Source organism: Hymenobacter aranciens (assembly GCF_030580865.1).
Lineage (GTDB): Bacteria > Bacteroidota > Bacteroidia > Cytophagales > Hymenobacteraceae > Hymenobacter > Hymenobacter aranciens.
The window spans coordinates 271,803-297,821 of record NZ_JAUQSY010000004.1 but is presented as its reverse complement, the minus strand read 5'-3'; the positions used below and the strand labels follow the sequence as shown (position 1 = coordinate 297,821).

The 26,019-nt window shown below is 61.7% G+C and carries 20 protein-coding genes; 11 read left to right on the top strand and 9 right to left on the bottom strand.

Translation table 11 applies throughout. From position 1 onward, the window contains the following. Nucleotides 1–377 precede the first annotated feature (377 nt). Nucleotides 378–1,049 carry a hypothetical protein gene (locus tag Q5H93_RS07550; RefSeq protein ID WP_305005899.1) on the top strand — a complete coding sequence of 224 codons (672 nt, stop codon included), beginning with the start codon at nucleotides 378–380 and terminating at the stop codon, nucleotides 1,047–1,049. A gap of 78 nt (nucleotides 1,050–1,127) precedes the next feature. On the opposite strand, the gene Q5H93_RS07545 is transcribed toward Q5H93_RS07550, so the two are convergent. After that, complete coding sequence (locus Q5H93_RS07545) at nucleotides 1,128–2,591, bottom strand: T9SS type A sorting domain-containing protein (RefSeq protein WP_305005898.1); 1,464 nt, start codon at nucleotides 2,589–2,591, stop codon at nucleotides 1,128–1,130. Between the two features lie 411 nt (nucleotides 2,592–3,002). After that, the gene (locus tag Q5H93_RS07540) at nucleotides 3,003–6,005 is read right to left on the bottom strand and encodes a T9SS type A sorting domain-containing protein (protein WP_305005897.1); all 3,003 of its coding nucleotides are present in this window, start codon (nucleotides 6,003–6,005) and stop codon (nucleotides 3,003–3,005) included. A gap of 521 nt (nucleotides 6,006–6,526) precedes the next feature. Here Q5H93_RS07540 and Q5H93_RS07535 point away from each other — a divergent pair. After that, nucleotides 6,527–7,357, top strand: coding sequence for an IS5 family transposase (locus Q5H93_RS07535; protein ID WP_305005896.1), 831 nt, complete (start codon nucleotides 6,527–6,529; stop codon nucleotides 7,355–7,357). Between the two features lie 305 nt (nucleotides 7,358–7,662). On the opposite strand, the gene Q5H93_RS07530 is transcribed toward Q5H93_RS07535, so the two are convergent. The 7 genes from Q5H93_RS07530 to Q5H93_RS07500 form a co-directional block, all read right to left on the bottom strand. Continuing rightward, nucleotides 7,663–8,268: a DNA-3-methyladenine glycosylase gene (locus Q5H93_RS07530; protein WP_305005895.1), complete on the bottom strand. Its 606-nt coding sequence runs from the start codon at nucleotides 8,266–8,268 to the stop codon at nucleotides 7,663–7,665. 137 nt (nucleotides 8,269–8,405) lie between these two features. Continuing rightward, a complete protein-coding gene (locus Q5H93_RS07525) occupies nucleotides 8,406–9,011 on the bottom strand; it encodes a PKD domain-containing protein (RefSeq protein ID WP_305005894.1) in 606 nt (201 codons plus the stop codon). 53 nt (nucleotides 9,012–9,064) lie between these two features. Continuing rightward, entirely contained in the window at nucleotides 9,065–9,790 is a 726-nt protein-coding gene (locus tag Q5H93_RS07520) for a LytR/AlgR family response regulator transcription factor (RefSeq protein WP_305005893.1), read from the bottom strand. A 128-nt stretch (nucleotides 9,791–9,918) separates the two neighbouring features. Further along, nucleotides 9,919–13,260, bottom strand: coding sequence for a hybrid sensor histidine kinase/response regulator (locus Q5H93_RS07515; protein WP_305005892.1), 3,342 nt, complete (start codon nucleotides 13,258–13,260; stop codon nucleotides 9,919–9,921). Then, entirely contained in the window at nucleotides 13,257–13,472 is a 216-nt protein-coding gene (locus tag Q5H93_RS07510; protein WP_305005891.1) for a hypothetical protein, read from the bottom strand. Before Q5H93_RS07510 ends, Q5H93_RS07515 begins: the two co-directional genes overlap by 4 nt. A gap of 30 nt (nucleotides 13,473–13,502) precedes the next feature. Continuing rightward, nucleotides 13,503–15,563 carry an OmpA family protein gene (locus tag Q5H93_RS07505; RefSeq protein ID WP_305005890.1) on the bottom strand — a complete coding sequence of 687 codons (2,061 nt, stop codon included), beginning with the start codon at nucleotides 15,561–15,563 and terminating at the stop codon, nucleotides 13,503–13,505. A 13-nt stretch (nucleotides 15,564–15,576) separates the two neighbouring features. Next, nucleotides 15,577–16,710: a tetratricopeptide repeat protein gene (locus tag Q5H93_RS07500; protein WP_305005889.1), complete on the bottom strand. Its 1,134-nt coding sequence runs from the start codon at nucleotides 16,708–16,710 to the stop codon at nucleotides 15,577–15,579. 337 nt (nucleotides 16,711–17,047) lie between these two features. On the opposite strand from Q5H93_RS07500, the gene Q5H93_RS07495 reads away from it, so the two are divergent. The 9 genes from Q5H93_RS07495 (at nucleotide 17,048) to Q5H93_RS07455 (ending at nucleotide 26,015) form a co-directional block, all read left to right on the top strand. Then, complete coding sequence (locus tag Q5H93_RS07495; protein WP_305005888.1) at nucleotides 17,048–17,470, top strand: BrxA/BrxB family bacilliredoxin; 423 nt, start codon at nucleotides 17,048–17,050, stop codon at nucleotides 17,468–17,470. A gap of 242 nt (nucleotides 17,471–17,712) precedes the next feature. Then, nucleotides 17,713–19,854, top strand: a complete 2,142-nt coding sequence (locus Q5H93_RS07490; protein ID WP_305005887.1) for a TonB-dependent receptor plug domain-containing protein — start codon at nucleotides 17,713–17,715, stop codon at nucleotides 19,852–19,854. 32 nt (nucleotides 19,855–19,886) lie between these two features. Continuing rightward, nucleotides 19,887–21,068, top strand: coding sequence for an HmuY family protein (locus Q5H93_RS07485; RefSeq protein ID WP_305005886.1), 1,182 nt, complete (start codon nucleotides 19,887–19,889; stop codon nucleotides 21,066–21,068). A gap of 116 nt (nucleotides 21,069–21,184) precedes the next feature. Continuing rightward, nucleotides 21,185–22,018 carry a heme/hemin ABC transporter substrate-binding protein gene (locus tag Q5H93_RS07480; protein ID WP_305005885.1) on the top strand — a complete coding sequence of 278 codons (834 nt, stop codon included), beginning with the start codon at nucleotides 21,185–21,187 and terminating at the stop codon, nucleotides 22,016–22,018. Between the two features lie 137 nt (nucleotides 22,019–22,155). Next, nucleotides 22,156–23,262, top strand: coding sequence for a FecCD family ABC transporter permease (locus tag Q5H93_RS07475; protein WP_305005884.1), 1,107 nt, complete (start codon nucleotides 22,156–22,158; stop codon nucleotides 23,260–23,262). Between the two features lie 128 nt (nucleotides 23,263–23,390). After that, a complete protein-coding gene (locus Q5H93_RS07470; RefSeq protein WP_305005883.1) occupies nucleotides 23,391–23,588 on the top strand; it encodes a VOC family protein in 198 nt (65 codons plus the stop codon). Between the two features lie 9 nt (nucleotides 23,589–23,597). Continuing rightward, on the top strand, nucleotides 23,598–23,762 hold the full coding sequence (locus tag Q5H93_RS07465; RefSeq protein ID WP_305005882.1) for a VOC family protein: 165 nt from the start codon (nucleotides 23,598–23,600) through the stop codon (nucleotides 23,760–23,762). 160 nt (nucleotides 23,763–23,922) lie between these two features. Beyond that, entirely contained in the window at nucleotides 23,923–24,723 is an 801-nt protein-coding gene (locus tag Q5H93_RS07460) for a heme ABC transporter ATP-binding protein (protein ID WP_305005881.1), read from the top strand. A 251-nt stretch (nucleotides 24,724–24,974) separates the two neighbouring features. Then, on the top strand, nucleotides 24,975–26,015 hold the full coding sequence (locus tag Q5H93_RS07455; protein WP_305005880.1) for a hemin-degrading factor: 1,041 nt from the start codon (nucleotides 24,975–24,977) through the stop codon (nucleotides 26,013–26,015). The last annotated feature ends 4 nt before the right edge of the window (nucleotides 26,016–26,019 follow it).

Here is a 26,019-nt window from a genome sequence, read left to right as displayed (position 1 = left end):
AATCGGCTAATCCAAGGTTGAAATTGCATTGACCGGACCCGAAATCGTACAATCTGGGGTCGAAATCATCTAAACCAGACTGGAAATCTTCTAAGTCGGGGTCGAAATTGTGCAAGCCGGGGGTGAAATAACGAGTGGCGGGGTGGAAAAAGGCCGTTTCCAGCATCTGGAGGCCGTATTGGGGAGGGCGGAAAGTGGCTGAAAGGGAAGGTGGCTGACGGAGAGGGGAAAGGGCAGAATATTTTGGGTAGCAGGTATTGTAAATGTGGAAAAAGCCGTTCATCTTCACGGCATCATATTTACCCTACAACCACCATTTTACCCATGGAAAAAAATTTCAGGTAGCCAACTGGAACCGCCAGCTGAAAATTCGGAAAGTGTGCGCCGACCACGTTGGCGTGCCCATCTCGAAGCTGGTAACGCGTGTGCTGGGGCGCCACGAGGCGCTATTACAAACCGCCGAAGGCCTGATGGACACCCCAGAGGGGCGCTCGGCGGGGGCCACGCTCAAGAAAAGCAAGGAGAAGAAGCGGGCCATTGCGGCGGCGCTGCCGGTAGCTAACGCCATGTACCTGCTGTATCTGGAGGATGAGGACGATGAGCAGGGCAGCGAGAAGGCCCACGCCCTGAAGCGCTTCAAAACCGACTACGACGGGCTGCCGGGGGCGCTGACGCTGGCCGAAACCCGCAACGTGGCCAAGCAGGCGGCGGTGCCGACCATGAAAACCAAGCTGGCCGACGAAGCCGAAATAGACAGCGAGGAGTTGGGCGAGCTTGACGAGGCCAACAAAGCCTTCAGCAACCTGCTGACGGCGCCCAAGCTGGCCCGGGAGAAGGGCAAAACCAAGCGCACCGCCCTGGGCACGGCCCTGAAAGCCGCCGACTTGTTTGTCGACAGTGACCTGCGCCCGGCCACCAAAACGATGAAGGGGGAGGCGGCTGGTTTCCGCGATGCGCTGCTGGAGGCCATGCGCATAGATGACGCCGCCAGCCCGGGCAAAGGCCCGGGCCCGGACGAGGTGAAGCCGACGCCAGCCCCGGCGGGGTAGTTACAGCAAGGCTTATGCTGGTAAAAGCCCTCCCGGCCAGGTGGCCGGGAGGGCTTTTGGGCTTATTGCGGCGGCGGCTTACTGCTTCACCAGGCGCTTGAGTACGGGCCCTTCGGCGGGGAGCAGGCGCAGCAGGTACACGCCGGCGGGCAGGCCGTGCAGGTCGAGGGTGGCTTCGGCGGTGCCAGCGCGGGGCGACAGCGTAAAGTGGCGCAGCTCGCGGCCGAGGGCGTCGAGCAGCTGGGCGGGCACGGAGCCCTGCGGCCGCAGCCCGGCCATGCGCAGCGTGACCTGCGCGCCGCTGGCGGGGTTGGGAAAGAGGGTGGTGCGGGCGGCCAGGGCCCGGGCGGGCTGGGAGGCGAGGGGGCCGCCCCAGGGGTAGAGCGTCTGGGTGGCGGTGCAGCCCAGGTTGTTGGTGATGGTGACCGTGACCGGGGTGCCGAAGGGCGGCACGGTGGCGTAGCGGTGGCGCAGGGGGGCGGCGGTGGTTCGGTTTACGACGGTGCCATCGCCGAGGGTCCAGCGCCAGCGCAGGAGCTGGGCATACTGGGGGCCGGGGCTGCCGAGCTCGTGCAGGATGAGCGAATCGGGGGTGGGTTGCTCGAAGGCGGCGTTGGGCACGGGCGGGATGGCGCACAGGGCGGCCTGGGGCGAGTAGGGCAGGCCCTGGCTGGCGTAGTGGCGCAGCCAGACGTGGTCGTATTGCGGTGGGTTAGGGTCGGCCCAGGAATTGCTCAGCGTTAGGCTGCCGTCGGGGGCCATTGCGGTGTGGTAAGCCGTGCTATGATTGCCGGATAGCTGCAGCTCCCAAACGGGCGTTGGTTGGGTGCTGCCGGAGCCGGGTGGGTGCCAACGTGCTAGGTAGCCCAGGGTACTGTTTGGAGCCGGTGCCTGATTGCGGGTGCCCCGCAAAAGGAAGTCGCCGTTTTGCAGCACTTGCAGCCAAGTCATCGTGGACCCGATAGTAGTGCCGGAAGGATTGCTGGCTACAATTTCGTAGTCCCACTGCGTATTGCCTTGGGCGTCGAGTTTGTGTAGCCAGCCCCGGTCCACGGTGCTAGGCGTTATTGCCGGACCATTAACATGGAGACCGGCCAGCAACAACCCTCCATCAGGTGTAAGTTTGAAATCACTGATGTTGCGGATATTATTCAGACTATTCCAGTGGCGGCTGCGAATGGTATCGCCATCCGCCGTCAGGTAGAGTATCCAAGCATTATAGACCAGCCGGTTTTGCGGGGTGCGGCGGCCGTAAGCGCCCGCCAAAGCATACGAGCCATCGGGACAGGCTACCGCGTGCTGCAGGCCGGCGAAGGCGTTGCCGTAGCGGTGCTGCCAGCGCATAGTACCTGCCGAGTCGAACCGGGCCGCGTGGGCGTAGTAAACTTGGTTGAAGGGCGTGGTGCCAATGCTTTGCATAAATAACAGCAAAGTTCCCCCATCAGGCAATAGTACGCAGTCCTCAATAGCAGCGGCTATTCCATAATTGTAGCGCTGTATCCAGTGGATGTTTGCCAGCGAATCGGCTCGGGCTAGGAACATGAATGAGGTAGCCTGCTGGCCTGCCGGCGTGGTTTGGGTTCCATCATACCCCCCGCCAGCTAACAGTAGGTCACCATCAGGCAAAGGAACAACCTTGCTTACGCCGATAATCTCTCCATTAACAGGGGAAGTGGGAGAAAGCGTACGAATCGAGTCTCCGTTCTGGTTGAGTACCCAAATATGTTCTTCATGCCCAACACAGCAGCCTGGCCCAGGAAAACGGGGAATGGAGGTAATACCAGCTACAAAAATCCGATTTGGACGAGTGTAGGTAATGCTGCGGGCATAGTCTGGTCGGCTCAGATTACCGATACGCCGTTCCCATTGCAGCACGGGTGCTTGGGCTAGGCTGACTAGTGGCAGTAGGCCACTAGTCAGTAATAGGAAAAGGATATGTTTCATAGCAAGGGGCTATTGTACTACCACGCGGCGCGTCGGTCCCGGTACCCCGTCAATCGTCAGGGTAACAAAGTAGGTGCCCGGCGTCCACTTGCTTACATTGATGTCGTGACTGGTGGCGCGTACATTGAGTGGCGTACGCTGTATTTCCCCGCCATCCGTGGCGCGGCGGATGAGCAGGTCGGCTTGCTGCGTCCCGTTTCTAAGTTGGTAGGCGAACGAGGTTACACCAGTAGCCGGATTCGGCCAGTTTTGGTCAAGACTATTGCCACCCCCTGTAGTAGGCTGCGTAGGGCTATTTGCCCCTCGAAATTGGATGCCGGCACCGGGCCACGCTGGGATTTGGTTTTGACAAGTATAGGTTTCTGGCATACCAAGAGTATTAGGTAGCGCACCGCCTGTTGGTATGTTGGTAGAACCATAGGATAAATTGGCGTCATGAAGCGCATAAGAATTTACAGGAAAATTGTTATTGCCGAACGTCTTGTATCTAAGTGTATACCCTGGCTGCTCATTCTGCAGTGAGTAATAAGCATGGCCGCTTGCCACGTTACTATCGTCGAACCAGTTTTTCATGTATGTGTCGTTCGGCGTAGCGGCCGGGTCGTCGAGGCGGATGCCGGCGTAGAAATATACTACCGGGCAGTAGGTGCACATATGCTGGGGGACGTCAAACATCTGGGCATAGGCAATGCGTACCCCGATGGTGGTGCCGCCCCGCACGCCATCCATCCGGCGGAAGGTATTGCAGCTAAGGTTAACTACGGCATCCGGCAACGTGGGATGGCCCCCGCTTGTCGACTGGAGGTTGACGCCGATGCGGCAGTGAGTGAAACCGTTGCCTTGCACCGTGTAGTGCGTGTTCTGGTAGATTTCCTGGAAGTTCAGGCCGGTATCGAGCAGGTAGAAGCTGTTGCCGTTGGTGGTGGCGGGCGTGGCAGTCAGAATTCCGGTCTGGCGGGGGCGAGTCGACATGAAGAGGTCGTAGTTGTCCATGTCAACGCTGACGCTGTCGAGTTGCTGAAAGCGGTTATCGAGAGCCGTAAGGCCCACCCGGTGCGTGAAGATGCCATAGGTTCCTTCGTGAAATACCTCTTGGCCAAACGGCAGATTATATGGTCCGCCGGTTTGATTGAATAGCTCATTCTGGTGCGCTATGGCCTCGTTAATCTGTTCGGTAGGAGGGAGGAAGGAGCCAGTATTGGGAAACGTGAATGTAGAGCCAGTAACGAGGTAGGTGTTATTGGTGCCCCCATGATAATTCGCGATGCCTGCCAAGTAGAAATCGTCGAAGCGACAGTTGCTCAAACGCAAGGCTGATTCTTCCAAGTCATTGGTTAGACCATATACGCTGTAGAGCGAGTGGCTGAAGCTGTTTTCCGTGATGGTGGCATCGCGCAGGTCGCCGGCCACGGCAATGTGGCGGAGCGAATAGTAATGATTTTCGGCATCCTGATGCTCCCAGGGCGCTTTGAAGTCTAGGGGATTGCTGTCGAACGTGCAGCCCTGGACATAATCGGTAGGCGTGGCCGGGAGGTTGTAGCGATGGATTTTAATACTCTGTCGATTGCACCAGAAACTAGTTTGTGACAGACCAAAGTAAGCAGGCGTTGCGGTTGCTTCCTGCAACACGATGCCGTGGAAGCTGTGCTGAATGCTGCTGGGGTTCTCGTTTTGGTCGGCATAGCTCATAATGCCAATCGCATCGGCTTCGACCTTGATACCGCCCCACATGTTCTGGCAGGCAGCGGTGATGGTAGCGCCGCTCATCTCTAACTGGGCCTCGGGCCCTAATTCTATATAGCTGGTGGTGTCGCTGTCTACAAGCACCGTCACGCCTTCTTCCAAGAAAAACGTGCCGTATTCCAGCCGTACTGTGCCCGGCAGGTAATACGTAGCTTGTGGTCCGTATATGAAGGGGTTAGAGTTGTCATCGTAGGTGCCTGGCGGCACTTCGTAGGCGTCGGGGTTTGCATCACGCAAGCAACAATTGTATTCGGGTACCACATCGACCGAAGCTGATTGGCCGCAGCTACTCACCGTGTACGTGATATTGTTGGTGACGAAAGCCGTTACCATTTGACCAGTAGTGCTAGATAGCCCAGTGGCGGGCGACCACGTATAGGTCATGCCGTCGCCCCCGCTAGCCACGAGGTGAATAGTTCTGCCTGCACACGTTGACGTGCCGTTTGGAGTGGCTATGGCCACAGGGGCGCAGGGCGGCCAAGCATTGGGCTTGGCCAAGCAGGCGTTAGGCACCGGGGTGGGCGCGCAGGAGTAGCCGCTTGGCATCGTAGAGGTGGGGGTGTAGCCGCCAAGGTAGACAGGGTGGCCGCCCCAGGTTTTTACTACGCCATTGGGCTCAATGCTGGTAAGTAGCCAGCCGGTTCCGACTATTTCGACGCCGGCCATAAAGCTGGGTCCAGGAATTGGAACCGAGCTATCACTGGACGAGCAAATCCCAAACTGACCGCTGCTATTATCACCCCACACCCTGGTATCACCATTAGCCAGAATGGCAATGCTGGCTACCACACAGCTTGCCACTGCGACTGCACCAGTGATGCTGGTGAGCTGTACGGGAGTGTATTGAAGAGCAGAGATACTAACAATGCCATTGCCTACCTGCCCGAAGGCCTGGCTACCCCAGCAATATACAGCCCCTGACGAGGTTACTGCTTTACCGGTGGTATTACTGGCATCAATCTGCCGCACATTCGTCAGGCCCGGAATCAGGGTCGGCGTATTCACCTGAGTGATGCCAGCACCTAAACCCAGAATGCCGGACCCATTACTGCCCCACGAGTATACTCGGCCATCGTTGCGCAAGGCGAAGCTGGTTTGGTCAGAATTACTGATGGCAATAATGTTGCTCAGGCCAGTTGCAATGGGCAAGCTACTAGAGGTGGTGTTACCGGTGCCCAGCTGTCCTTGAGCATTACTGCCCCAGGCCCAGAGGGTGCCGTCCTGCCGGATGGCAAAGCTGGAAGTGCCACCTACTTCGGCAGCGACCATATTCGTGAGTCCCGGAACGGTTTGGGCGGTGCTAACCAAGGAAACAGAACTGGGGTTAAATCCCATCTGCCCCTGCCCATTGAAGCCCCAGCCCTGCACGGTGCCATTGCGGCAAACGATGAGCTTATTGCTGGCCGATGCACTACGGGCCACAGGCGGTGCCGGAGTGGCTGTGTTAGTAGCATGTGCTATTTGTCCCGATGCATGGGAGGCATTAAACAGCCACCCGGCCATCGCACCCAAGAAATAGAAAAAGCGTAATTTTTTTTTTCATCTGAAAGAGAGATTGTTTGGTGAGAAGTATTTTGGGCAATAGTAACAGTAATTTGCGTATTCACCAAATCTTCACGTATTATTTTTTGTGATTGACAATAATGCGTCCTTGTTTCTATCGTCAGAATATTGTCGTGCGCCGCGTTAATACTGAAGCTGTTTAGGAAGTAGCCAGAGAGAGGCAAAACACAAAAGACTCCCACAAAAGCGGGAAATTTGAGGTGCGACCCATCTCCTTTCCCTCCCCCATGGAAGTCCTGCCCAAAGATATGAGTACCCGCTGGATACTGCCCTACCTGCCCGCCCGCTCGGGTGGCCGCCGCGCAGCCGCCGACCCGGCCGAGGTAGTGGGGGCCATCTGCTACAAGCTCAAAACCGGCTGCCAGTGGCGCTGGCTGCCCGTGAAGGCCTTGTTTACGGGCGAGCCGCTGAGCTGGCAGGGTGTCTACTATCCCTTTAATGCCTGGGGCAAGCAAGGGGCCTGGAAAAATTTGTGGCTCAGCAGCGTGCCTCTACCTCGGCGCACGCTCGACCTGTCCAGCGTGCAACTCGATGGCAGCCACACGCTGGCCAAGAACGGCGGAGCGGCCATCGGCTACCAGGGCCGCAAAGCGGGCCGCACCACCAACGCCCTGTTCCTGGCCGACAACCAAGGCCTGCCGCTGGCCATGGCCACGCCCCAGGCGGGCAACCAGCACGACACGTTTGAGTTGGAGCGGGTCTTTGCCGAGCTGTGCAGCCTGCTCGAAGCCGCCGAGTTGCGCCTGGACGGCCTCTTTCTCAATGCCGACAAAGCCTTCGACGCCACCGCCTTGCGCCAAGCGTGTGTGCGGCGCGGCATCGAGGCCAACATCCCACGCAACCGTCGCTCGGCCGACTGGCAGACCGACGATGACACGGCCCTGGACCCGGAACTCTACCGCCGCCGGCTGGCAATTGAGCGCCTCAACGCTTGGCTCGACGGCTTTAAGGCCCTGCTCGTGCGCTATGAAACCAGCCTGCAAAACTGGATGGCCCTGCATTGGGTGGCCTTCACGCTGCTTCTGCTGCGTAAAATTGCCCCGCACCCCACTTCCTAAACAGCTTCACTTGGTCGATTTGCATAAAAAAGCGGCTTGCTAATACAGCAGACCGCTTTTTTAACTTTTCAGAAACTTAGTCCAGCACCACTGTCCAATTGCTCACCGCCGCTCCGCCTACTTCACGTAGCGTACAGAGGTGGGGAAGAGCCCGGCAAGTAGTGGGTGAGATGGCCGTTGTGGCTGGGGGTAAGGTGCAAAGGGCAGGGCGCTGGCTAGGGCCAGGGTTCCAGAAATATTGTGCGGCTGGAAAGTAGAGCCGTTGGGTGCATCAGAAAAGTTTAAGCTAGAGCGCTACACGGCTCTTACCGCGCCGGACTGGTCCAGGGGTTATCGCGCACGCGAAAGCGCCAGGGCAGCCCGGCCGCTTCGTCGCCGGCATAGGCCAGCCCCACCCGGGCGCTGGCGCGAATCTGGTCTTCGGGCACGGTTTCGCCGTGGTCTTCCAGCCACAGCGGCGGCTTGGTCAGCGGCTGCCCGCTCAGCGCGGGGGTAATACCCAGCGCTTGGCTTAGCACCCCCGGCCCCGCCGTGAGGGCCCGCGTGGCCGCTGGCAAACCACGCCGCCGCAGCATCGTCTCGACGCCTAGCGTGGGCTCGATGGCCCGAATAAGCACAGCATCAGGATGCTCGGCATCATTTGTGGTAAGATTGCACAGTGCGTAGCGGTTGTACACGGTGTAGACGTAAGCGTGGCCGCCCGGCAAGTATAGTCCTTGCGCTTGGTGCCGCTTGCGTTGCAGGTGCAGCGTCAGCGAGTGGTCGCCCTGGTGGCGGTAAGCCTCGGTTTCGACAACCCGTCCTGCGGTAATTATCCCGTCAATATTGGTGTACAAATGCTTGCCCAGTAGCTCGCGGGCAATGCGCAGCACATCGGGCCGCTGATAGAAGGGGAGGGGGAGGAGTGGCATTTCCCGGTTTACGGGAGCGGGTGTTGGGTGTTGGGTTTTTGGTGTTAGGTATTGGGTGGCTTACGAATCCCAATACTCAAACACTCAACACCGAAACACTTAATATTTCAGCCCAGGCTTTTTCCCAAGCCTTTTCCCTACGGCTCCACCACTATTTCCCGGGTCACGCAATGGCTGTCGGGACAGGAGCCCGGCCCGTTGGCCCGGATGCTGAACCGCACCTGGTAACGGCCCGGCCGCCGGAAACTGTGCTGCACCTGCCGGCCCTGCGCCACCAGACCATCCCGAAAATCCCAGAGCATCACCAGGTTTTCGCAGTCGGGTAGTTGGGAGTCGGGGGCAGCGAAGCTCACGGGCTGGCCTACTTTGGCCCGTTCGGGGGCAGTGAAGTTCACAATATCCTGCCGGCGCAGGTCCACGGTGAGGCGCTTTTCGTTGCGCCGCAGCTCGCCGGTGGCGTTCACCAGCACGTCGAGCTGCACGGTATAGAGGTCGCGCTTGGTGTAGCAGTGCGTTACGAGGGGGCCCTCCAGGGAGGTACCGTCGCCCATTTGCCAGCGGTAGGTGAGGGGGCCGGCGCCGGGGTCCACCGAGGGGCGGCCGTCGAGGTCGACGCACAGCTTGAGCGGCAGCGGCGGCGGGCAGGCAATGGTGGTGGTATCGCCGGCCACCTGCGCCCACGCTGCCGGGGCCAGTAGGCCGCCGGTCAGCACATTAAGAAAGAGCGTAGGCGCTAACCGCATAGGCAACTGGCGGCCATCACTCAGCAGCCGGGAGGGCAAAGATAAAGCCGAGCTTAGAATTTGTTCAAGCGCTGCATTACGTCGCGCAGGTAGGTCTGGCCCACGGTAATGTGCTTGCCTTCTACCACCACCGCATTGTCTTCCACCGCCTGAATGCGGTTGAGGTTGACAATAAACGAGCGGTGGACGCGCACGAAGCGGTTGTTAGGAAATTTTTCCTCTACGGCCTTCATCGTGCTGTACACGATGAGCTTACTCGAATCAGTGACAATGTGCACGTAGTCGCCCAGGGCCTCTACGTAGCGCACTTCATCAAAACCCACGCGCACGAGCTTGTTATCTACTTTCACAAAGGTGAAGTTGGCGTCAGCGGGCGCGTCGTGGCCGTCGAAGGCGACGGCCTGGCGCTGGGCCAGCTCCTGGGCTTTCTGAGCCGCCTGCAGGAAGCGCGGATAGCTCACGGGCTTCACCAGATAGTCGACCACGGCATATTCGAAGGCCTGCACAGCGTAGTCCTTGCTGCTGGTAATGAGCACCGTCAGGGGCGGATTCTGCAGGGTGCGTAGCAGGTCGATGCCCGACAGTAGCGGCATTTCTACGTCCAGAAACAGTAAATCAACCGACTGCGTGCGCAAAAATTCAGCGGCCTCTACTGGATTGTTGTAGCTGCCCACGGCCGTCAGGAAAGGAGTGTTGGCAATGCAATTCAGCACCACCTGCACCGACAGCGGGTCGTCATCGACTACCAGGCAGCGCAGCGAAAGGTCGGAAGAGGACATACGAGACAGCAGAGGCTAAAATCGGAGAATCATACGAAGATAGGCCCCGGCCGCTTATTGCTGCCCAAACCAACTGAAGAAAACGACTATCCTGCTCAGTGCCGGACTTATTTTCGGTTGGTTCTGCCTCACGCTCTTTCCTGCAGTTGCGGGTACAGCGCTGCTAATTGCTGGCGAATACTGCCAATCAGCCCTTCGCAGTGCGGGCATTCGGGCTGTTTGGCGGCGCGTTCCAGCTCGTCGAGCTGCGCGCACAGGCCGGGCATTCCGAAGTACGACACCTGCCCTTTCAGCTTGTGGGCTACGCGGGCCAGGTCGGCATTGTCGGCGTGGTGCACGGCCAGCAAGGCCTCCTGGGCCGGCGCGTCGGTCAGGAAGGTATGCACAATCTGGCGTAGAAATGCCTCGTTGCCACCAGCCAACTCTTCCAGCAACTGCCAGTCGGGCCGGGCGTGCGTGAAGGCGGTTGGTAGCAATGAAGCGGCCGTTTCGGGCGCTGATTCGACCATTTTGTCCGAATTAACTTCTTGCAAGCCAATCGGCTGGCCGGTAAAGTGCGCCAGCCGCGAATAAAGCACGGCGGGCTCAAAGGGCTTGGCCAGGGTATCGTTCATGCCCGCGTCGAGGGCCAGCACCCGGTCTTCGGGCAGCACCGAGGCCGTGAGGCCGATGATGGGCAGCTGCCGGGCATCGGGGAAGTGGCGGCGGAGCTGGCGCGAGGCCTCGTAGCCGTCCATTTCAGGCATCTGCACGTCCATCAGCACCGCGTCGAAGGGCTGCTCGGCGGCGATGGCAGCCTCCACGGCCAGGCGGCCATTGGCGGCAATGACCACCTCTACATTCCAGGCCTCCAGAGTTTTGCGCGCCACCAGCTGGTTGAGGTCGTTATCCTCGGCCACCAGCACGCGCAGGGCCGGCTCGAAGGGCCGGAGCTGGCCGTGCTGGGTTTCGGGCTGGGCCGCGTCGGCGTCGGCCACTTCGTAGGTGATATCGAAGAAGAACTCCGAGCCCTGGCCTTCCTCGCTGCTCACGCCGAGCTGGCCGCCGTGCAGCTGCACCAGGTTGCGGGCAATGCTCAACCCCAGGCCCGTACCGCCAAACTCGCGGGTGGTAGAAGTGTTGGCCTGCGAAAAATCCTCAAAAATAGCGCCCAGCTTATCGGCCGGAATGCCAATGCCAGTATCGCGCACGCTAAAGCGAATCTGCTGATGCTGAGGTGTCGAAGCAAGCGGCAACAGGCTCTCCACCGTCACCGTCACGCCGCCCCGGCGGGTGAATTTGATGGCGTTGCCCACCAGATTCACCAGCACCTGGTTGAGGCGCACGGGGTCGCCGAGCACGGCGGCGGGCACCTCGGGCGCCACGTTTACCTTCAAAAACAGCCCCTTGCTTTCGGTAGCAAAGCGGAACATGGCCTCCAGCCGCCGCACGACCTCGGGCAGGCGGAAGGGCACCTGCTCCAGCGTCAGCTTGCCGGCTTCCATCTTCGAGCTGTCGAGGATGTCGTTGATAATCACCAGCAGGTTTTGCGACGACGACTCGATGGCCGTGAGGTATTCGGCCTGCTCGGTGCTGGGGCGGGTGGCCTGCAGCAGGTTGGTGAGGCCGATAACAGCGTTCATCGGGGTGCGGATTTCGTGGCTCATGTTGGCCAGAAACTGCGCCTTGGCGCGTGAGGCCGCCTCGGCTGCGTCGCGGGCCACCGTCAAATCCTGGTTAATCACCTCGATGTGGGATTTCTGCTGGCGAAGCTCGGCCGTGCGCTCGCGCACGGTGCGTTCCAGCACCAGCTGCTGCTGGCGCAGGCGGCCTTCGCGGGCCCGCACCACACCCACCCCCAAGGCAATGACTGCCAAGGCCGCTAGCCCGATAAACCAGCCCCGCCGCCACAGCGGCGTGGCAATGCTGAATGCCGCCGACATCACTGCGCTCCACGGCGCGGTGCTGCCGCGCCGCACGCGCACTTCGAAGCGGTAGTCGCCGGCATCGAGGCCCGGAAACTGGGCTTCGCTGGCGCTGTTGGGCCGGTTCCAGTCGTCGGCCAGGCCACGCAGGCGGTACTGATATTCCAGCGGTGCGCCGGGCGTGAGGCTGATGCCCTGGAAGCTGAAATCGAGCCGGTGCCGGATGGCGCTCAGCTCGCCCAACCGGAAGGCAGGCTGCGGTGCGCCATCCACCGCCGCCCGGGTGATGGCCAGGCCGGGCGGCGCCGGTGCGGCTGGCAATTCATTGACGGATAAAATCAACGTGCCCTGCCGACTGCGCACGAATACCTGGCTGGAATCGGCGCTGCGCTCCGGGTCGGGCAGTAGCTCGCGCACCAGCGGATTATCCGCCGAGACGAGGGGCGTGAAAACCGGTCCGCTGGGTAGGTCGTGCAACAGGGTCAGGCCGTTGCGATGCACCACTAGCAGGCGGCGGCCTGGCCCGTGCTGGGGCAGGGCCAGCAGGCCGTAGATATAGTCGGAGGGCAGGCCGCTGCCAGCCGCAAAATGGTGCCACTGCCCGCCCGGCCGGTAGCAATACAGCCCCTGACCTTCGGTGCCCACCCAGAAATTGCCGCCCCGGTCTTCCACAAAGCAATTCACATCAACCCCGCTCCGGTTCAGGCGAAAGGCCTCGAATTTGCCGGAATGTGGCTCGTAAGCGGCCAGCCCGGTGCCGTGCGTGCCCACCCAGATTCGCCCGGTGCGGTCGGCCAGCAGGGTACGGATGCTGTTGTGTAGCAACCCGTCGGCGGTAGTGAATTGGCGGCGAATCAGGTGCGGGTCCAGGGGATGCCAATAGAGGCCATCGGCGGCCGTGCCCACCCAGCGCCCGCTGGCCGGGGAGTTGGCCTCGGCCGTGATGATGGCAGTAGCGGGCAGGCCCGTCATCGGGGCAAAGGTGCGCGGCGGCAGCGGGCGCGGCTCCAGCCGCAGGTGGCGGTCGGCGTGGCGCCATAGGCCCTGGCCGGCAGTTCCCAGCCAGACGTTGCCCTCACGGTCTTCCAGGAGGCAGGTAATGACCACCTCGGCCGGCAGCCGCAGCTGGTAGCGGCGCAGGTAGCGGCCAATGGCGGCGGTGTCGGGCGTGGGCGTGCCAGTGGGCAGGGCGCGCCAGTTGGTGGCCGTTGGTGGCTGCGGGATGACGCTAAAACGTTCGGTAGTAGATTTTTTAACTGAATAATGCCCATCAATTCCGCGGGCCCAGAGCTGCTGGGTTTGCGGGGCCAGCCAGAGGTTGGTGGTGAAGTCTTCGGCTAGGCCCTCAGCCTTGGTGAACGTGACAAAGCGGCTGCCATCGTAGCGCACCAGGCCCTCGGCGGTGCCCAGCCAGAGGTAGCCCTGCGCATCCTGCTGCAAGGCGTAGACGAACGGCTGCTGCAGTCCCTCGGCCGGCCCAAACTGGCGCACATATGCCGGCTGGGCCCATAACGGCCCACCAGCCAGCAGCAGCCAGCACCATACAGAAAAGAGAGAGCGTATCACCAGAAATTCAGGCCAAGCAGAACAGTACGGACGACCAAACAACTAAAATAGAAGCCAGCACTTTTATGCCGCTCACCGAAACGCCGGGCAGCAGTTTTTCCTCGGTCAGCAAGGGCCAGCGCCGGACGAACGAAACCACGCTTTCTGCCAAACAATTGCCTGGCCAGGCTGGCACTACGAAAATACCTCAGCCGCTGGATGAGCTTGGTCATCCAGCGGCTGAGGTATTGTTTTTAAACAAGTTAGTTTGCCGTCACCTTAAACTCGGTGCGCCGGTTGAGCTGGCGGCCTACTTTGGTGGTGTTGGGTACCACGGGTTTGGTGTCGCCGTAGCCCACGGCCGTGAGGCGGCCGGTGGCAATGCCGTGCTGCGTGAGGTAGGTTACCACAGCCTGGGCACGCCGCTGGCTGAGGTCCTGGTTCATCGCAGGTTTGCCCACGTTGTCGGTGTGGCCGGCCATTTCCAGCTTCAGGTTCGGGCTTTCGGTAAGCAGCTTCTGCAGGCGCTCCAGTTCGGCGGTGCTTTCGGGGCGCAGAGTGGCTTTGCCAGTGTCGAAGAAGATGTTTTTCAGGATGATAGTGGCCCCTACTTCCAGCTTTTTCAGCGGAATGTCCTTCACTACCTCGGCATACGCCGCATTGGCCGGCAAATCGAAGTTTTCGGAGTGGAACAGGTAGCCGTCCTGCCGCACCACGATGCCGTAGTTCACACCCGAAGGCAGGCTCACGAGGTACTTGCCCGAAGTGGCGTTGCTTTTAAACGTAGCAATATTCTGGCCTGTCACGTTGTCAATCAGGTCGATAGTGGCCTCAATGGGTTGCTTGCTGGCGTTGTCGGTGATGGTGCCTTTCAGGATGGTCACCTTGGCTGAGGCCACCGCCACGGCCGGGGCCAGCAGCGTCTGGCGCACGGGCTGCAGGCGCGAAGCCAGCAGCTGGTCTTCCTGGCTGAGCAGCGGCTGCTTCTCGGGGCCCAGGAAGGTGATGCGGTAAATGTCCTTGGCGCCGAGGCCGCCGGGCCGCTCGCTGGAGTAGTAGCCGTGCCGGCCCGAGGCCGAAGTCACGAAAAACACGTCGTCGTCGGGCGTATTGATGGGCCAGCCCAGGTTTTCGGGCTCGCTCCAGTGGCCGTCGAGGTAGGTCGACTTGAAGATGTCGTAGCCGCCCATCGAGTTGTGGCCCTCCGAGGAGAAGTACATCGTCTTGCCGTCGGGCATCATAAATACGCCTTCCTCGCCGTAAGGCGTGTTGATTTCCGGGCCTAGGTTCACGGCTGGGCCCCGGCCTTCAATCTCGACGCGGTAGATATCGGAAGCGCCGCGGCTGCCGTCGGGCTTGTTGCTCACGAAGTAGAGGTAGCGCCCATCGGGCGAGTAGGAGGCCGACGACTCGTGGTGCACCGTGTTGATGCGGCTGCCCAGGCCCTGCGGCCGGCCCCAGGTGGTGCCGCGCAGGTTGGCTTCGTTGATGTCGCCGTTTTTGTCATCCACGTACACCAGCAGGTGCTGGCCGTCAGGCGAAAGACCTACTGTAGCGTCGTGGCCGTCGGAGTTCACCGGCTCGCCCAGGTTGGTGGCCTTGCCCCAGGCTTTGCCCTTCCAGGTGGCCAGGTAAATGTCCTCGTAGTAGCCGTCGCCGTTGGGGTCTTTCTTGGCATTAGGAGCATTGGGCCGGCGCGACGTGATGAGAATCGTCGATTCGTCGGCCGACACCACCGGGCCGTAGTCCGAGTCAGTCGAGTTAAGCTCCGGCCCGGCATTGTCAATGAACACGCGCACCGGCGTTTTCACCAGCTGCTGGCCGTTTTTGCACTCCCGGATGTGGCGGGCAATGTCGTCGGCCGACACGCTGCCTTCCTCACCGCCGTTGGGGTTCGACACGGGCCGCGACTGCTGGTACTCCTTGATGGCCTCGGCCCACTTGGCATTCAGGTGCAGGGCGCGGGCCAGCAGGTAGTGCAGGCGGGCGTCCACGGTGGGGTCGAGCTTGTTGGCTTTCTGCAGATACTCCAGCGAGGCCATCTTGCTGGGTGAGTGCAGGTAGCAGTCGCCGATTTTCACGTTCAGCCCGGCGTTGTCAGGGTTGAATTTCTGGGCCTGCAGGTAGTGCGGCAGGGCGGCCGTGTAGCGCGGCGGGTCGGCCTGGTAGGCTTCGTCGCCGGCCTTGATTTCGCGTAGGGCGTTTTTCAGGCCGTCCTTGTCCGAGAACTTGTCCTTTGAAAACGGCACGCTCTGGGCGCTGGCGCTCAAAGCGGCGCCGCCCAGCAAAGCAGCCAGTAGCAGGCGGGTAATGGTAGTGGTCATGGTAGATAATGAGCTATTTACCCTCGGTGGTTTTCGGTTCGGCCTTCTCGTCGGCTGGCGCCTCATCTTTTGCTTCAGTAGCCTCTCCGGCGCAGCCGGCGGCGGCGGCGTAGCTGTTGCCGGCATCAATGCCCAGCTCGGCGGCCTTGCGCCAGTCGGCGCAGGCGTCCTCGGCCTTGCGCAGCATCTCGCGGGCATGGCCCCGGTTGAAGTACGCCTCGGCGTACTGCGGATTGAGCTTCAGCGCTTCGTCGGCGTCCGATTCGGCTTTCTCGTAGTTTTCCTGCTTCAGGTAGGCCGCCGCCCGGTTGTTCCAGGCAAAGGAGTATTTGGGGTTCAGCAGAATGGCCTGGTTGAAGTCCGAAATGGCCCCGGCGTAGTCCTTATTCTCGAAGCGGGCGCTGCCGCGGTTATTAAAAGCCAGGGCATTGTCAGCCTTTTTGTCGAGGTAGGCGTCGTAGTCGCGCAGAGCTTCCTTGAGCTTGCCCTGGCGGCGCTCGGCGGCGGCGCGGTTGAGCAGGGCGGGCAGCAGGCTGGGGTCGAGGCTCAGGGCTTTGGAATAGTCCTGCTCGGCAGAGGCAAAGTTGCTGAGCTTGGTATTGGCACTGGCGCGGTCGTGGTAGGCGTAGGCGTAGTTGGGGTCGGCCTTGATGGCGCCGTCGAAGTCGTCGCGGGCCTGCTGGTATTCCTCCTTCTCGAAGCGAATGATACCGCGCTGGTACCAGGCCGGGGCGTAGCTGGGCTGGTTTTTCACCGCCTCGGAGTAGTCCTGCTCGGCCGCGTCGAGCTTGTTGAGTGCCTCTTCGGCTTGGGCGCGGCCGAAGTAGCTGCGGTAGCTGCCCGGCTCCAGCTTCAGGGCCTGGTCGTAGTCGGTAATGGCTTTGTCGTATTCCTTGAGTTCGTAGCGCGTGGCGCCCCGGTTCGAGTAGGCCGCGCCGAAGTCGGGCTTGGCCGCCACGGCCTGGTTGAAGCTAGCCAGCGCGGCAGTGTAGTTCTTGCCGTTGAAGCTGACAAGTCCCATGTTGTAAGCCTTTTCGGCTACCTGGGCGCCGGGCAGGTTCTTGGCCCGCACCGAATCGACCTGGGCCTGGGCAGCCAGCGGCGCCAGCCCCAGCAAAAGCCCCAGCGAGTAGAAGTTGAATTGCATGATTCCCGGAAATTTTTCCTGTGTGAATAGCTTACCGGGCGAAGTTATTGGATTTTAAGCGGCGGGGCAATTCTAGGCGATGAGATGAGCAGAGTAGGCAACAAGATGAGAGGTCGGATATAGTGGCCCAGACAGTAGAGACGCAATATTTTGCGTCTCATCGGTCGCGTCAATGGAGCCAAATTGTTCAACGACGAGACGCAAAATATTGCGTCCCTATCGAATTACACCATTAACCCGTTTTCGAAACTTTTGCCCCCGCTTCCCACTTATAGGCCGCGTATCTTTGCCTGGCTCTAACTACGGCTCACGCCGTTACTTTTAAAAATTACTCCCAATGGCAGTTTATCCCGAATACATGGTGGCGCCCATCCGCCAGGACCTGGTCGAAGTTGGCTTCGAGCAGCTCATGACCCCCGAAGAAGTTGAAACCGCCCTCGCCGACAAAGAAGGCACCGTGCTGGTAGCCGTGAACTCGGTGTGCGGCTGCGCCGCCGCCAAGGCCCGCCCCGCCCTGAAAATGGCCCTCGCCAGCGCCGACAAAAAGCCCGCTAAGCTCGTGACCGTATTTGCTGGCATGGAAACCGAGGCCGTGGCCAAGATGCGCGAGCACCTGCTGCCGTATCCGCCTTCCTCGCCCTGCATCGCTCTGTTTAAGGACGGCGAGCTGGTGCACATGATTGAGCGTTACCACATTGAAGGTAACGATGCCATGCGTATCGTGAACAACCTGCAAGGCGCCTTCGAGGAGTATTGCTAGCACTCGTGGGGGCTGGGCTTGCTCCCGCGCGCCCGCGATTACCCAGTTGAGTAAACGACTGTAACGATTCGGGCGAGGCTTGCCCCCGCCCCTACGTGCGTCAACAAAAAAGTGGCCCTGATTATCAGGGCCACTTTTTTGTTGCCTGAATTTTTATTTGGAATTAATCTAAATAGTCTTGCCGGGTGAGTCAACGCTGAATACCTTTGCGGCTGTTTAGAATAATTCTAAATACAGAAAGCATGGTGTTGGTTCGTCTTTTCTGCGTGTCGTTGTGGGGCCTGGGGCTGCCGGCGTTGGCCCAGCAGCCGGCCGATACCCTGCGCCGCCAGCGCCTCGACGACGTGGTAGTGACGGCTACGCGCACCGAAAAGAGTCTCACCGAAGTACCGATTCCGGTGGCGGTGATAGGGGCGAAGCAGATTAAGGCCATGGGTTCGCTGCGGCTCAACGACGTGCTGGGCGAGCAAACCGGCCTCAACATTGTGGCCGACCACGGGCGCGGTATCCAGATGCAGGGTTTGAGCCCGGAGTACACGCTGATTCTGGTGGATGGTGAGCCGCTGATTGGCCGCACCGCCGGCACGCTGGAGCTGTCGCGGGTGGCGGTGGGCAACATCCAGCGCATCGAGGTGGTGAAAGGGCCCGCCTCGGCCCTGTGGGGCTCCGACGCGCTGGCCGGCGTGGTGAACATCATCACCAGCCAGCCGCAGGACGGCACCAGCGGCGAGCTGCGCCTGCGCTACGGCACCAACCGCACCGCCGACCTCACCGGCAAGCTCAACGTGCGCGGGCCGAAGCTGGGTGCCACGCTGTTCCTGAACCGCTATAGTTCGGCGGGCTACACCTTGCAGCCCGAAAGCGGCACGCCGACGGTGCCGCCCTTCGCGGCCTACACCGCCCAGAGCCGGGTGAGCTACCAGTTCAGCGAGCGCACCAAGCTCAGTGTTTCAGGACGGTATTTTATTGAAAACCAGAATAGCGTAATGCGCATGGCGGGCGAGGATGGTACCGATGCGGATGTACGGCTAAAAACCCGGCAGCAGGACTACAGCCTGAACCCGGTGCTGACGCACCGCTCGGCCGGCGGCAAGCTTTTTGCCACTACACGACTGTACGTGAGTGGCTACCGCACCCAGGAAGACTACACCTACGCGGTGGATGGCCAGCCCTACGACGTCACGTATTTTAACCAGTATTTCACCCGGCCCGAGGTGCAGGTGGATTGGTCGCCGACGGCCAGCCACACCATCACCGGCGGCGTGGGCTACGTGTGGGAAACCGTGGCGGCCACCCGCTACGACCAACGCCAGCGCCAGCAAACCCGCTACGCCTTTGGGCAGTACGACTGGACGCCACTGCCGAAATTGAACATCGTGGGTGGCCTGCGCTACGACGGACACAGCCAGTATGACGGGCAGGTTAGTCCCAAGCTGGCGGCGCGCTACCAACTGCGGCCCTGGCTGGCACTGCGCGGCTCGGCCGGGCGTGGCTACCGGGCACCCGATTTCCGGCAGCTGTACCTGAATTTCTCGAATCCGGTGGTGGGCTACAGCGTGTTCGGTACCAGCCAGGTGCGCGACAAGGTGGCCCTGCTGGCCGCCCAGGGCCAATTGACGGTGGACCCCGCTACCGGCCAACCGGTGATTTACCAGGCGGTGCTGGACCAGGCCAGCGGCCTGACGGCCGAAAGCTCATTGGCTTACAACGTGGGCTTTGTGCTGGAACCGAAGCTGCGCAACGAGCAGTACCAGTACCGCTTCTCGGCCAATGCCTTCCGCAACGACCTCACCAATCTCATCGAAACGGCCACGGTGGCGCTGAAGAAAAACGGCCAGGCTGTGTATTCCTATCGCAACATCACCCGCGCCTACACCCAGGGCCTGGAACTGGAAAACAGTCTGCGCCTGCCGCTGAGCCTCACGCTGAGCGGTGGCTACCAGTACCTCATTGCCAAGGATAAAGCGGTAGAGGAAAGCGTGGAAACCGGCCAGGTATTCCGCCGCGATGCCGACGGCGAAACCCGCCGTGTGCGCCCTGGCGACTACGGCGGACTCTTCAACCGCTCGCGCCACACTTGGAACGCCAAGCTCTTCTACGACAACGAGCGGCGGGGCTGGACGGCCAGCCTGCGCGCCATCTACCGCGGCCGCTATGGCTTTGGCGACCTCAACCAGAACACCATTCTGGACGCGGCCAGCGAATACGTGGCCGGCTACACCCTCTGGAACGTGGCCGTGAGCAAGACCTTCTACCAGCGCTATACGCTGCAGGCCAACGTCGATAACCTGTTCAACCACACCAATCCGGCCTTCATCAGCACGCTGCCGGGGCGGCTCTTCTACGCCAGCCTGGGCGTGGAGCTGGGCAAGCGGACCAACTAAATCAGTCTCAAAATCAACCCTTTTAACATTCTATGAACCTCCTGAACCCCCGCGTGGCCCTGGCCGCCCTGACGCTGACGACGCTGAGCCTGGCCTCGTGCGACGATGACGACGACACCGTAGTAGCGCCCACCGCGCCCACGCAGGCCGAAACCGTGACCAGCCTGGCCCCCGGCGCGGCCAATCCTATCGTACTGACCCCCGCCGCTGTGACCAGCCTGGTGCCCCAGCCCTCGGCAGGCAATGGTCCGCAGGGCCCGCTGCCCGCCCGGCACTACACCTTCTACAGCCTCGAAACCAAGGCCGAAGTGCCGTACACCGACTCGGCCAGCACGAAGTGGGACGTGGCCTTCCGCGGCACGACCATCCTGGTGAACGGCGGCACGAGCGGCCCCGGCCAGGGCCAGGCGCAGGTGGTGAGCGGCACTACCTACGAGGCGCAGAACACCGCTCCTACCACCGGCTACGCCAGCGACGGCGCGGCGGCCAAGGCCATTCCGGCGGGTCCGGGCAATGGCTGGTACAACTATAACTCAACCACACACATCATTTCGCCTATTGCGGGCCGTGTGATTCTGCTGAAAACCGCCACCGGCAAGTACGCTAAGCTCGAAATCACGAACTACTACAAGGATGCCGTGGCCAACCCCACCGTGGCCACGCCCGGCGGCTACTACAGCTTCCGCCACAGCGTGCAGCTGGACGGCAGCACCCGCCTCAATACCACGCTTATCAGCACCACCGGCCAGCCGCTGGCGCCGGCTCACTACACTTTTTACAGCTTCGTGAGCAAGGGCACGGTGCCGTACACCGACTCGGCCAGCACGAAGTGGGACGTGGCTTTCCGCGGCACGACCATCCTAGTGAACGGCGGCACGAGCGGTCCCGGCCAGGGCCAGGCGCAGGTGCTGCCCGGCCTGTTTGGAGAGCTGACCACGGCGCCCACTACCGGCTACAAAGCTGACGCCGCCACTGGCAAAGCCATCCCGACCGGCTCGGGCAACGGCTGGTACAGCTACGACCAGACCACGCACCTCATTTCACCCATCGCGGGCCGCGTGATTGCGCTGAAAACTGCCCTCGGCAGGTACGCCAAGCTGGAAATTCAGAACTACTACAAGGATGCGCCGGCCGCCCCGACGGCCACCTCACCCAGCGGCTACTACTCGTTCCGCTACGTGTATCAGGCCGACGGCACTACCAACCTGAAGTAACTACCTGTCGTGCTGGTGAAAGGAGCCTTGGGTGGGGATGACCGTGGGGGGAATCCGGCCACAACAAAAGGCTTCTTTCGTCAGCAGGACAGTTTCACTCAAAGTCTTTCTGAGCTATGAAAACTCTTTTTAACCGCCTGTTGCTGAGTGTTGCTGTTGTGCTGCTCGCCCTGGGCACCGCTCTGGCCGGCCCGGCCCCGCGGCTGGTGTCGCTGAGCGGTACCATCAGCGAAATCGTGTGCGCGCTGGGCAAGCAAAGCCAGCTGGTGGGCGTGGACGTGACCAGCACCTATCCCGCCGCGCTGGAGAAACTGCCCAAGGTGGGCCACTCGCGCAATATCTCGGCCGAAGGCGTACTGGCCCTGACGCCCACCCTGGTAGTGGGCACCACCGAAAGCCTGAAGCCCGAAGTAGCAGAACAGCTGCGCGCCGCTGGCGTGAAGGTGCAGCTATTCAAGCAGGAATATTCGGTGGCGGGTACTGCCAGACTCATCAACGAAGTGGCAGCGACCTTCGGAGCTTCGGCCCAGGCGCCGGCCGTCATCAAGCAGCTGAATGCCGATTTGGCGAAGGTGAAAAAGCCCGCCGCCGCGCCCAAAGTGCTGTTTATTTACGCCCGGGGCAGCGGCACCATGATGGTGGCCGGCACCGGCACCCAGGCCGCGAAAATCATCGAGCTGGCCGGCGGCAAAAACGCCGTCACCGACTTCGCCGATTTCAAGCCCCTCACCGCCGAGGCCCTCGTGGCGGCCAACCCCGACATGCTGCTGCTCTTCGACAGCGGCCTGGCCAGCCTGGGCGGCAAAGCCGGCCTGCTGCAAGTGCCCGGCATCGCCCAAACCACCGCCGGCAAAACCGGCCGCGTGATTGAAATGGACGGCCAGTTGCTCACCGGTTTCGGCCCGCGCCTGGGCCAGGCCACGGCCGAGCTGGCCGGTAAGCTGAAGTAAGAACTGTCATGCTGAGCGTAGCGAAGCATCTTTTTACGCCTGCACGACACAGTAAATCAATCTTCCAAGCGTGAGAGGGTGCTTCGGTGCGCTCAGCATGATAGAATAAAGCTTTCTCACCCAACCCCCAACTCCAAATGCCCGCCATCGCCGAAAAACCCAAGCTCACCGCCACCCCGGCCCCCACGCGGCGGCCGCGCCTGCTGCTGCTGGCGTTGGCCGCGGGGCTGCTGGCAGCCATGCTGGTGGGGGTAGTGGTGGGGGCGGTGGCCATTCCGGTGCCGGCGGTGCTGGGCATCTTGCTGAGTAAGCTGGGAGTAGCTACCGGCCTGGCGTTCGAGCCGCAGCAGGAAGGCGTGCTGCTGGCCATCCGGCTGCCGCGTGTGGTGCTGGGGCTGTTGGTGGGCGCGGCGCTGGGCTTGTCGGGGGCGGCTATTCAGGGCCTTTTTCGCAACCCGCTGGCCGACCCCGGGCTGCTCGGTATTTCCTCCGGCGCGTCGATGGCGGCCGTGGCCACCATCATTCTGGAAGAAAAACTGCTCAAGCTCCTGCCGGCTTTTGCCGACCCTAACAACTCCATAAGCACTTACTTGCTGCCACTCATGGCCTTCCTCGGCGCGGCGCTCACGGCGCTGTTTGTATACCGGGTGTCGCACGTGGGCGGGCGGGTGCTGGTGAGCACCATGCTGCTGGTGGGCGTGGCTACCAACGGGTTGGCGGGCGCCTTCACCGGCCTCTTCACCTACGCCGCCACCGATGCGCAATTGCGCAGCATCACCTTCTGGGGACTGGGCAGCCTGGGCGGCGCCTCGTGGCGCACCGTGACCACGCTGCTGCCTTTTCTGGCGCTGCCGCTGCTGGGGCTGCCCCGCCTGGGCAAGCCGCTGAACCTGCTGGCGCTGGGCGAGGAGCAGGCCGCCCACCTGGGCCTGCCCGTGGCCCGGCTGAAGTGGCAGCTGGTGGCCCTGGCCACGCTGGCCGTGGGCGCCTCGGTGGCGATGGTGGGCGCCATTGGCTTCCTGGGCTTTCTGGTGCCGCACCTGCTGCGGCTGGTGGGCGGGCCTGACCACCGCTTCGTGCTGCCCGCCTCGGCCCTGGGCGGCGCCCTGGTGCTGGTGCTGGCCGATACGCTGTCGCGCACCGTGGCGGCGCCGGCCGAGCTGCCCATTGGCATTCTCACGGCGCTGCTGGGCGCGCCGGTCTTTCTGGGGATGGTGCTGCGCGAGCAGCGCAGGCTCCGCTAAGTCATTTCAACTGGTAGACTTTTTTCGCAAACCGGCGGAAAAGTATACAGTCCTGTATACTTTTCTTTAAAACAAATAAAAAAGTCTACCAGCTTCTTCGCCTTACCAGTCGGTCATCCGCACCCTTTATGTCTGCTTTCACTATCACCACCATTGTGCCGCAGCTGCCCAGCCTCAACTTGGAGCGTACCAGCCAGTTCTACCGCCAGAAGCTGGGCTTTCGCGAAGTGGGCCGCTACCCCGATTTGCTACTGCTGAAGCTGAACGAGCAGGAGCTGCACTTCTGGCTGACCACCGACGACGCCCTGGGCGCATCCTGCTCCTGATACCTGCGGGTGCAGGGCATCGAAGCGCTGCATGAAAGCTACGCCGCTGTGCCCGGCCTGCTGCGCCCCGGGCACGCGCTGGCGGTGCGGCCCTGGGGCATGCGGGAGTTCTACATCCTCGACCCTGATGGGAATCTGCTCAAATTTGGTGAGCCGGTGGAATGGGATTTTTGAAGAAGTGCATAAATAGAACGTCATCCTGAGCGACGAAGGAGCGAAAGGACCTCGCCCGCGCCGCGTGCAGCAGTAATTAATTACCACCCCAACGAAGCAGGCGAGGTCCTTTCGCTCCTTCGTCGCTCAGGATGACGTTCTGGGTTTCCCATCCCTCACTATGTTCGATTTCCAGAACCTAACCTATAAAATCGGCCCGAAAACCCTGCTGCAACAGGTGTCGGGCCGCGCCCGCCCCGGCGAACTTGTGGCCGTGGTGGGAGCCAACGGGGCGGGCAAATCCACGCTGCTGCGCCTGCTCAGCGGCGACCTCCGGCCCAGCGCCGGCACCCTCACCTTCGCGGGCCGCCCGCTGGGCGACTGGATTCCCGGGCGCCTGGCCCGGCGCCGGGCGGTGCTCACGCAGCAGCACACGCTGGCGCTGGCTTTCCAGGTGCAGGAGCTGGTGCTGCTGGGGCGCTACCCGCACTTTGGCGGCCAGCCCACGGCCCACGACCACGCCGTGGTGGCTGCTGCCCTGGCCGCCGTGGGCCTCAGCCACCTGGCCGGGCGCAGCTACCCCACGCTTTCGGGCGGCGAGCAGCAGCGGGCGCAGCTGGCCCGCGTGCTGGCCCAGGTGTGGGAGGCCGAGGGCGGCTTCCTGCTCCTCGACGAGCCCCTCACCGGCCTCGACCTGCGCCACCAGCACCATACCCTGGACGTAGCTCGCCGCCTCACCCGCGAGCGCGGCTTTGGCGTGGTAGCTGTGCTGCACGACCTCAACCTGACCGCCCAATACGCCGACCAGGTGCTGCTGATGCGCCAGGGCCGGGCTATTGCCTGCGGGCTGCCGGCCGAGGTGCTCACCAGTGAAAACATCTTGGAAGGCTTCGACATCGAAGTCGAATTGCTCGAACACCCGCGTTTGAACTGCCCGCTCATTGTGCCGCTCGGCAATAATGAAGTAATAGGGAAGGAGTAGAACGACAAACTCCCCTCCTTGGAAAGGAGGGGATGTGAGCGCCGCTGAGGCGCGAACGGGGGTGGTTCGCCCGTTCGCGCCAATAGAACGACGCAGTAATACCTTGTTCTGCTCTCGATTTTTCAAAAAACTCAACAAAAGCCCAATCGGCGCGACCGGTTCAACCACCCCCGTTTTCGCTGCGCGAAAACATCCCCTCCTTTCCAAGGAGGGGAGTTTTGTTCTCTCATCTTCCTCATCTCATCCAAATTATGTCTGAAATCCTCACTGCCTCCGCCGCCCTCGCCACCCGCTGGGCCGAGTTCAAAGCCGCCAATCCCCAAACCCGCATCCGCGATGCCGCCAAACAATTGAATAGCAGCGAAGCCGAGCTACTAGCCACCCAATGCTCCAATGCCGCCGATTCGCCCGTGGTATTTCTGGCCGGCGACTTCCGCGAGCTGCTAAAGGAAGTGCCCACCCTGGGCCACGTGATGGCTCTGACCCGCAACGACAGCGTGGTGCACGAGCGCAAGGGCCCGTACCGCGACGTATCCTTTCAGGGGCAGATGGGCCTCGTGCTAGGCGAAGATATTGACCTGCGTCTCTTTATGATGCACTGGCAATTTGGCTTCGCCGTAAGCGAAAACGGCCGCCGCAGCCTGCAGTTCTTCGCCGCCGATGGCGAGGCGCTGCACAAAATCTACCTCACCGAAACCAGCGACGACGCTGCCTACGACGCCCTGGTGGCCCGCTACCGTGCCGACGTGCAACCCGACACACTCGCTACCACACCGTCGCCCACCGAAAAAGCCGAAGCCTCCGACGACAGCATCGACGTAGCTGGTTTCCAGGCTGCCTGGCGCGACCTGCAGGATACCCACGCCTTCTTCGGCCTGCTGCGGCAGTTTGGTCTGAGCCGCACCCAGGCGCTGCGCCTCGGCCCGCCCGAGCTGCTGCGCCGCGTGGCGAATGATGCCATAGAGCGCGCCCTGCGCGCCGCCGCCGCGCAGGAGCAGGAAGTTATGATTTTCGTGGCCAGCCGCGGCTGCATTCAGATTCACACTGGCGCGGTGCACAAAATCGTGCCCACCGGCCCCTGGATTAACGTGCTCGACCCTGAATTTAACCTCCACCTTAAGCTAGGTGATGTAGCCGAGAGCTGGGTGGTGCAAAAGCCCACCGCCGACGGCGTGGTAACCTCCCTGGAACTCTTCGACGCCCAGGGCCGCAACCTGCTGCTGCTGTTCGGCAAGCGCAAGCCCGGCATCCCCGAGCAGGAGTCGTGGCGCGAACTGGTAGCGGCGCTGTAAAGAG

Excerpts from the sequence above, each read along its gene's own strand:
- Q5H93_RS07545 (WP_305005898.1), bottom strand. The coding sequence starts at position 2,591 with ATGTTCCTAGCCCGAGCCGATTCGCTGGCAAACATCCACTGGATACAG.
- Q5H93_RS07540 (WP_305005897.1), bottom strand. The coding sequence starts at position 6,005 with ATGGTCGCTGCCGAAGTAGGTGGCACTTCCAGCTTTGCCATCCGGCAG.
- Q5H93_RS07535 (WP_305005896.1), top strand. The coding sequence starts at position 6,527 with ATGGAAGTCCTGCCCAAAGATATGAGTACCCGCTGGATACTGCCCTAC.
- Q5H93_RS07530 (WP_305005895.1), bottom strand. The coding sequence starts at position 8,268 with ATGCCACTCCTCCCCCTCCCCTTCTATCAGCGGCCCGATGTGCTGCGC.
- Q5H93_RS07525 (WP_305005894.1), bottom strand. The coding sequence starts at position 9,011 with ATGCGGTTAGCGCCTACGCTCTTTCTTAATGTGCTGACCGGCGGCCTA.
- Q5H93_RS07520 (WP_305005893.1), bottom strand. The coding sequence starts at position 9,790 with ATGTCCTCTTCCGACCTTTCGCTGCGCTGCCTGGTAGTCGATGACGAC.
- Q5H93_RS07510 (WP_305005891.1), bottom strand. The coding sequence starts at position 13,472 with ATGACCAAGCTCATCCAGCGGCTGAGGTATTTTCGTAGTGCCAGCCTG.
- Q5H93_RS07505 (WP_305005890.1), bottom strand. The coding sequence starts at position 15,563 with ATGACCACTACCATTACCCGCCTGCTACTGGCTGCTTTGCTGGGCGGC.
- Q5H93_RS07500 (WP_305005889.1), bottom strand. The coding sequence starts at position 16,710 with ATGCAATTCAACTTCTACTCGCTGGGGCTTTTGCTGGGGCTGGCGCCG.
- Q5H93_RS07495 (WP_305005888.1), top strand. The coding sequence starts at position 17,048 with ATGGCAGTTTATCCCGAATACATGGTGGCGCCCATCCGCCAGGACCTG.
- Q5H93_RS07490 (WP_305005887.1), top strand. The coding sequence starts at position 17,713 with ATGGTGTTGGTTCGTCTTTTCTGCGTGTCGTTGTGGGGCCTGGGGCTG.
- Q5H93_RS07485 (WP_305005886.1), top strand. The coding sequence starts at position 19,887 with ATGAACCTCCTGAACCCCCGCGTGGCCCTGGCCGCCCTGACGCTGACG.
- Q5H93_RS07480 (WP_305005885.1), top strand. The coding sequence starts at position 21,185 with ATGAAAACTCTTTTTAACCGCCTGTTGCTGAGTGTTGCTGTTGTGCTG.
- Q5H93_RS07475 (WP_305005884.1), top strand. The coding sequence starts at position 22,156 with ATGCCCGCCATCGCCGAAAAACCCAAGCTCACCGCCACCCCGGCCCCC.
- Q5H93_RS07470 (WP_305005883.1), top strand. The coding sequence starts at position 23,391 with ATGTCTGCTTTCACTATCACCACCATTGTGCCGCAGCTGCCCAGCCTC.
- Q5H93_RS07460 (WP_305005881.1), top strand. The coding sequence starts at position 23,923 with ATGTTCGATTTCCAGAACCTAACCTATAAAATCGGCCCGAAAACCCTG.
- Q5H93_RS07455 (WP_305005880.1), top strand. The coding sequence starts at position 24,975 with ATGTCTGAAATCCTCACTGCCTCCGCCGCCCTCGCCACCCGCTGGGCC.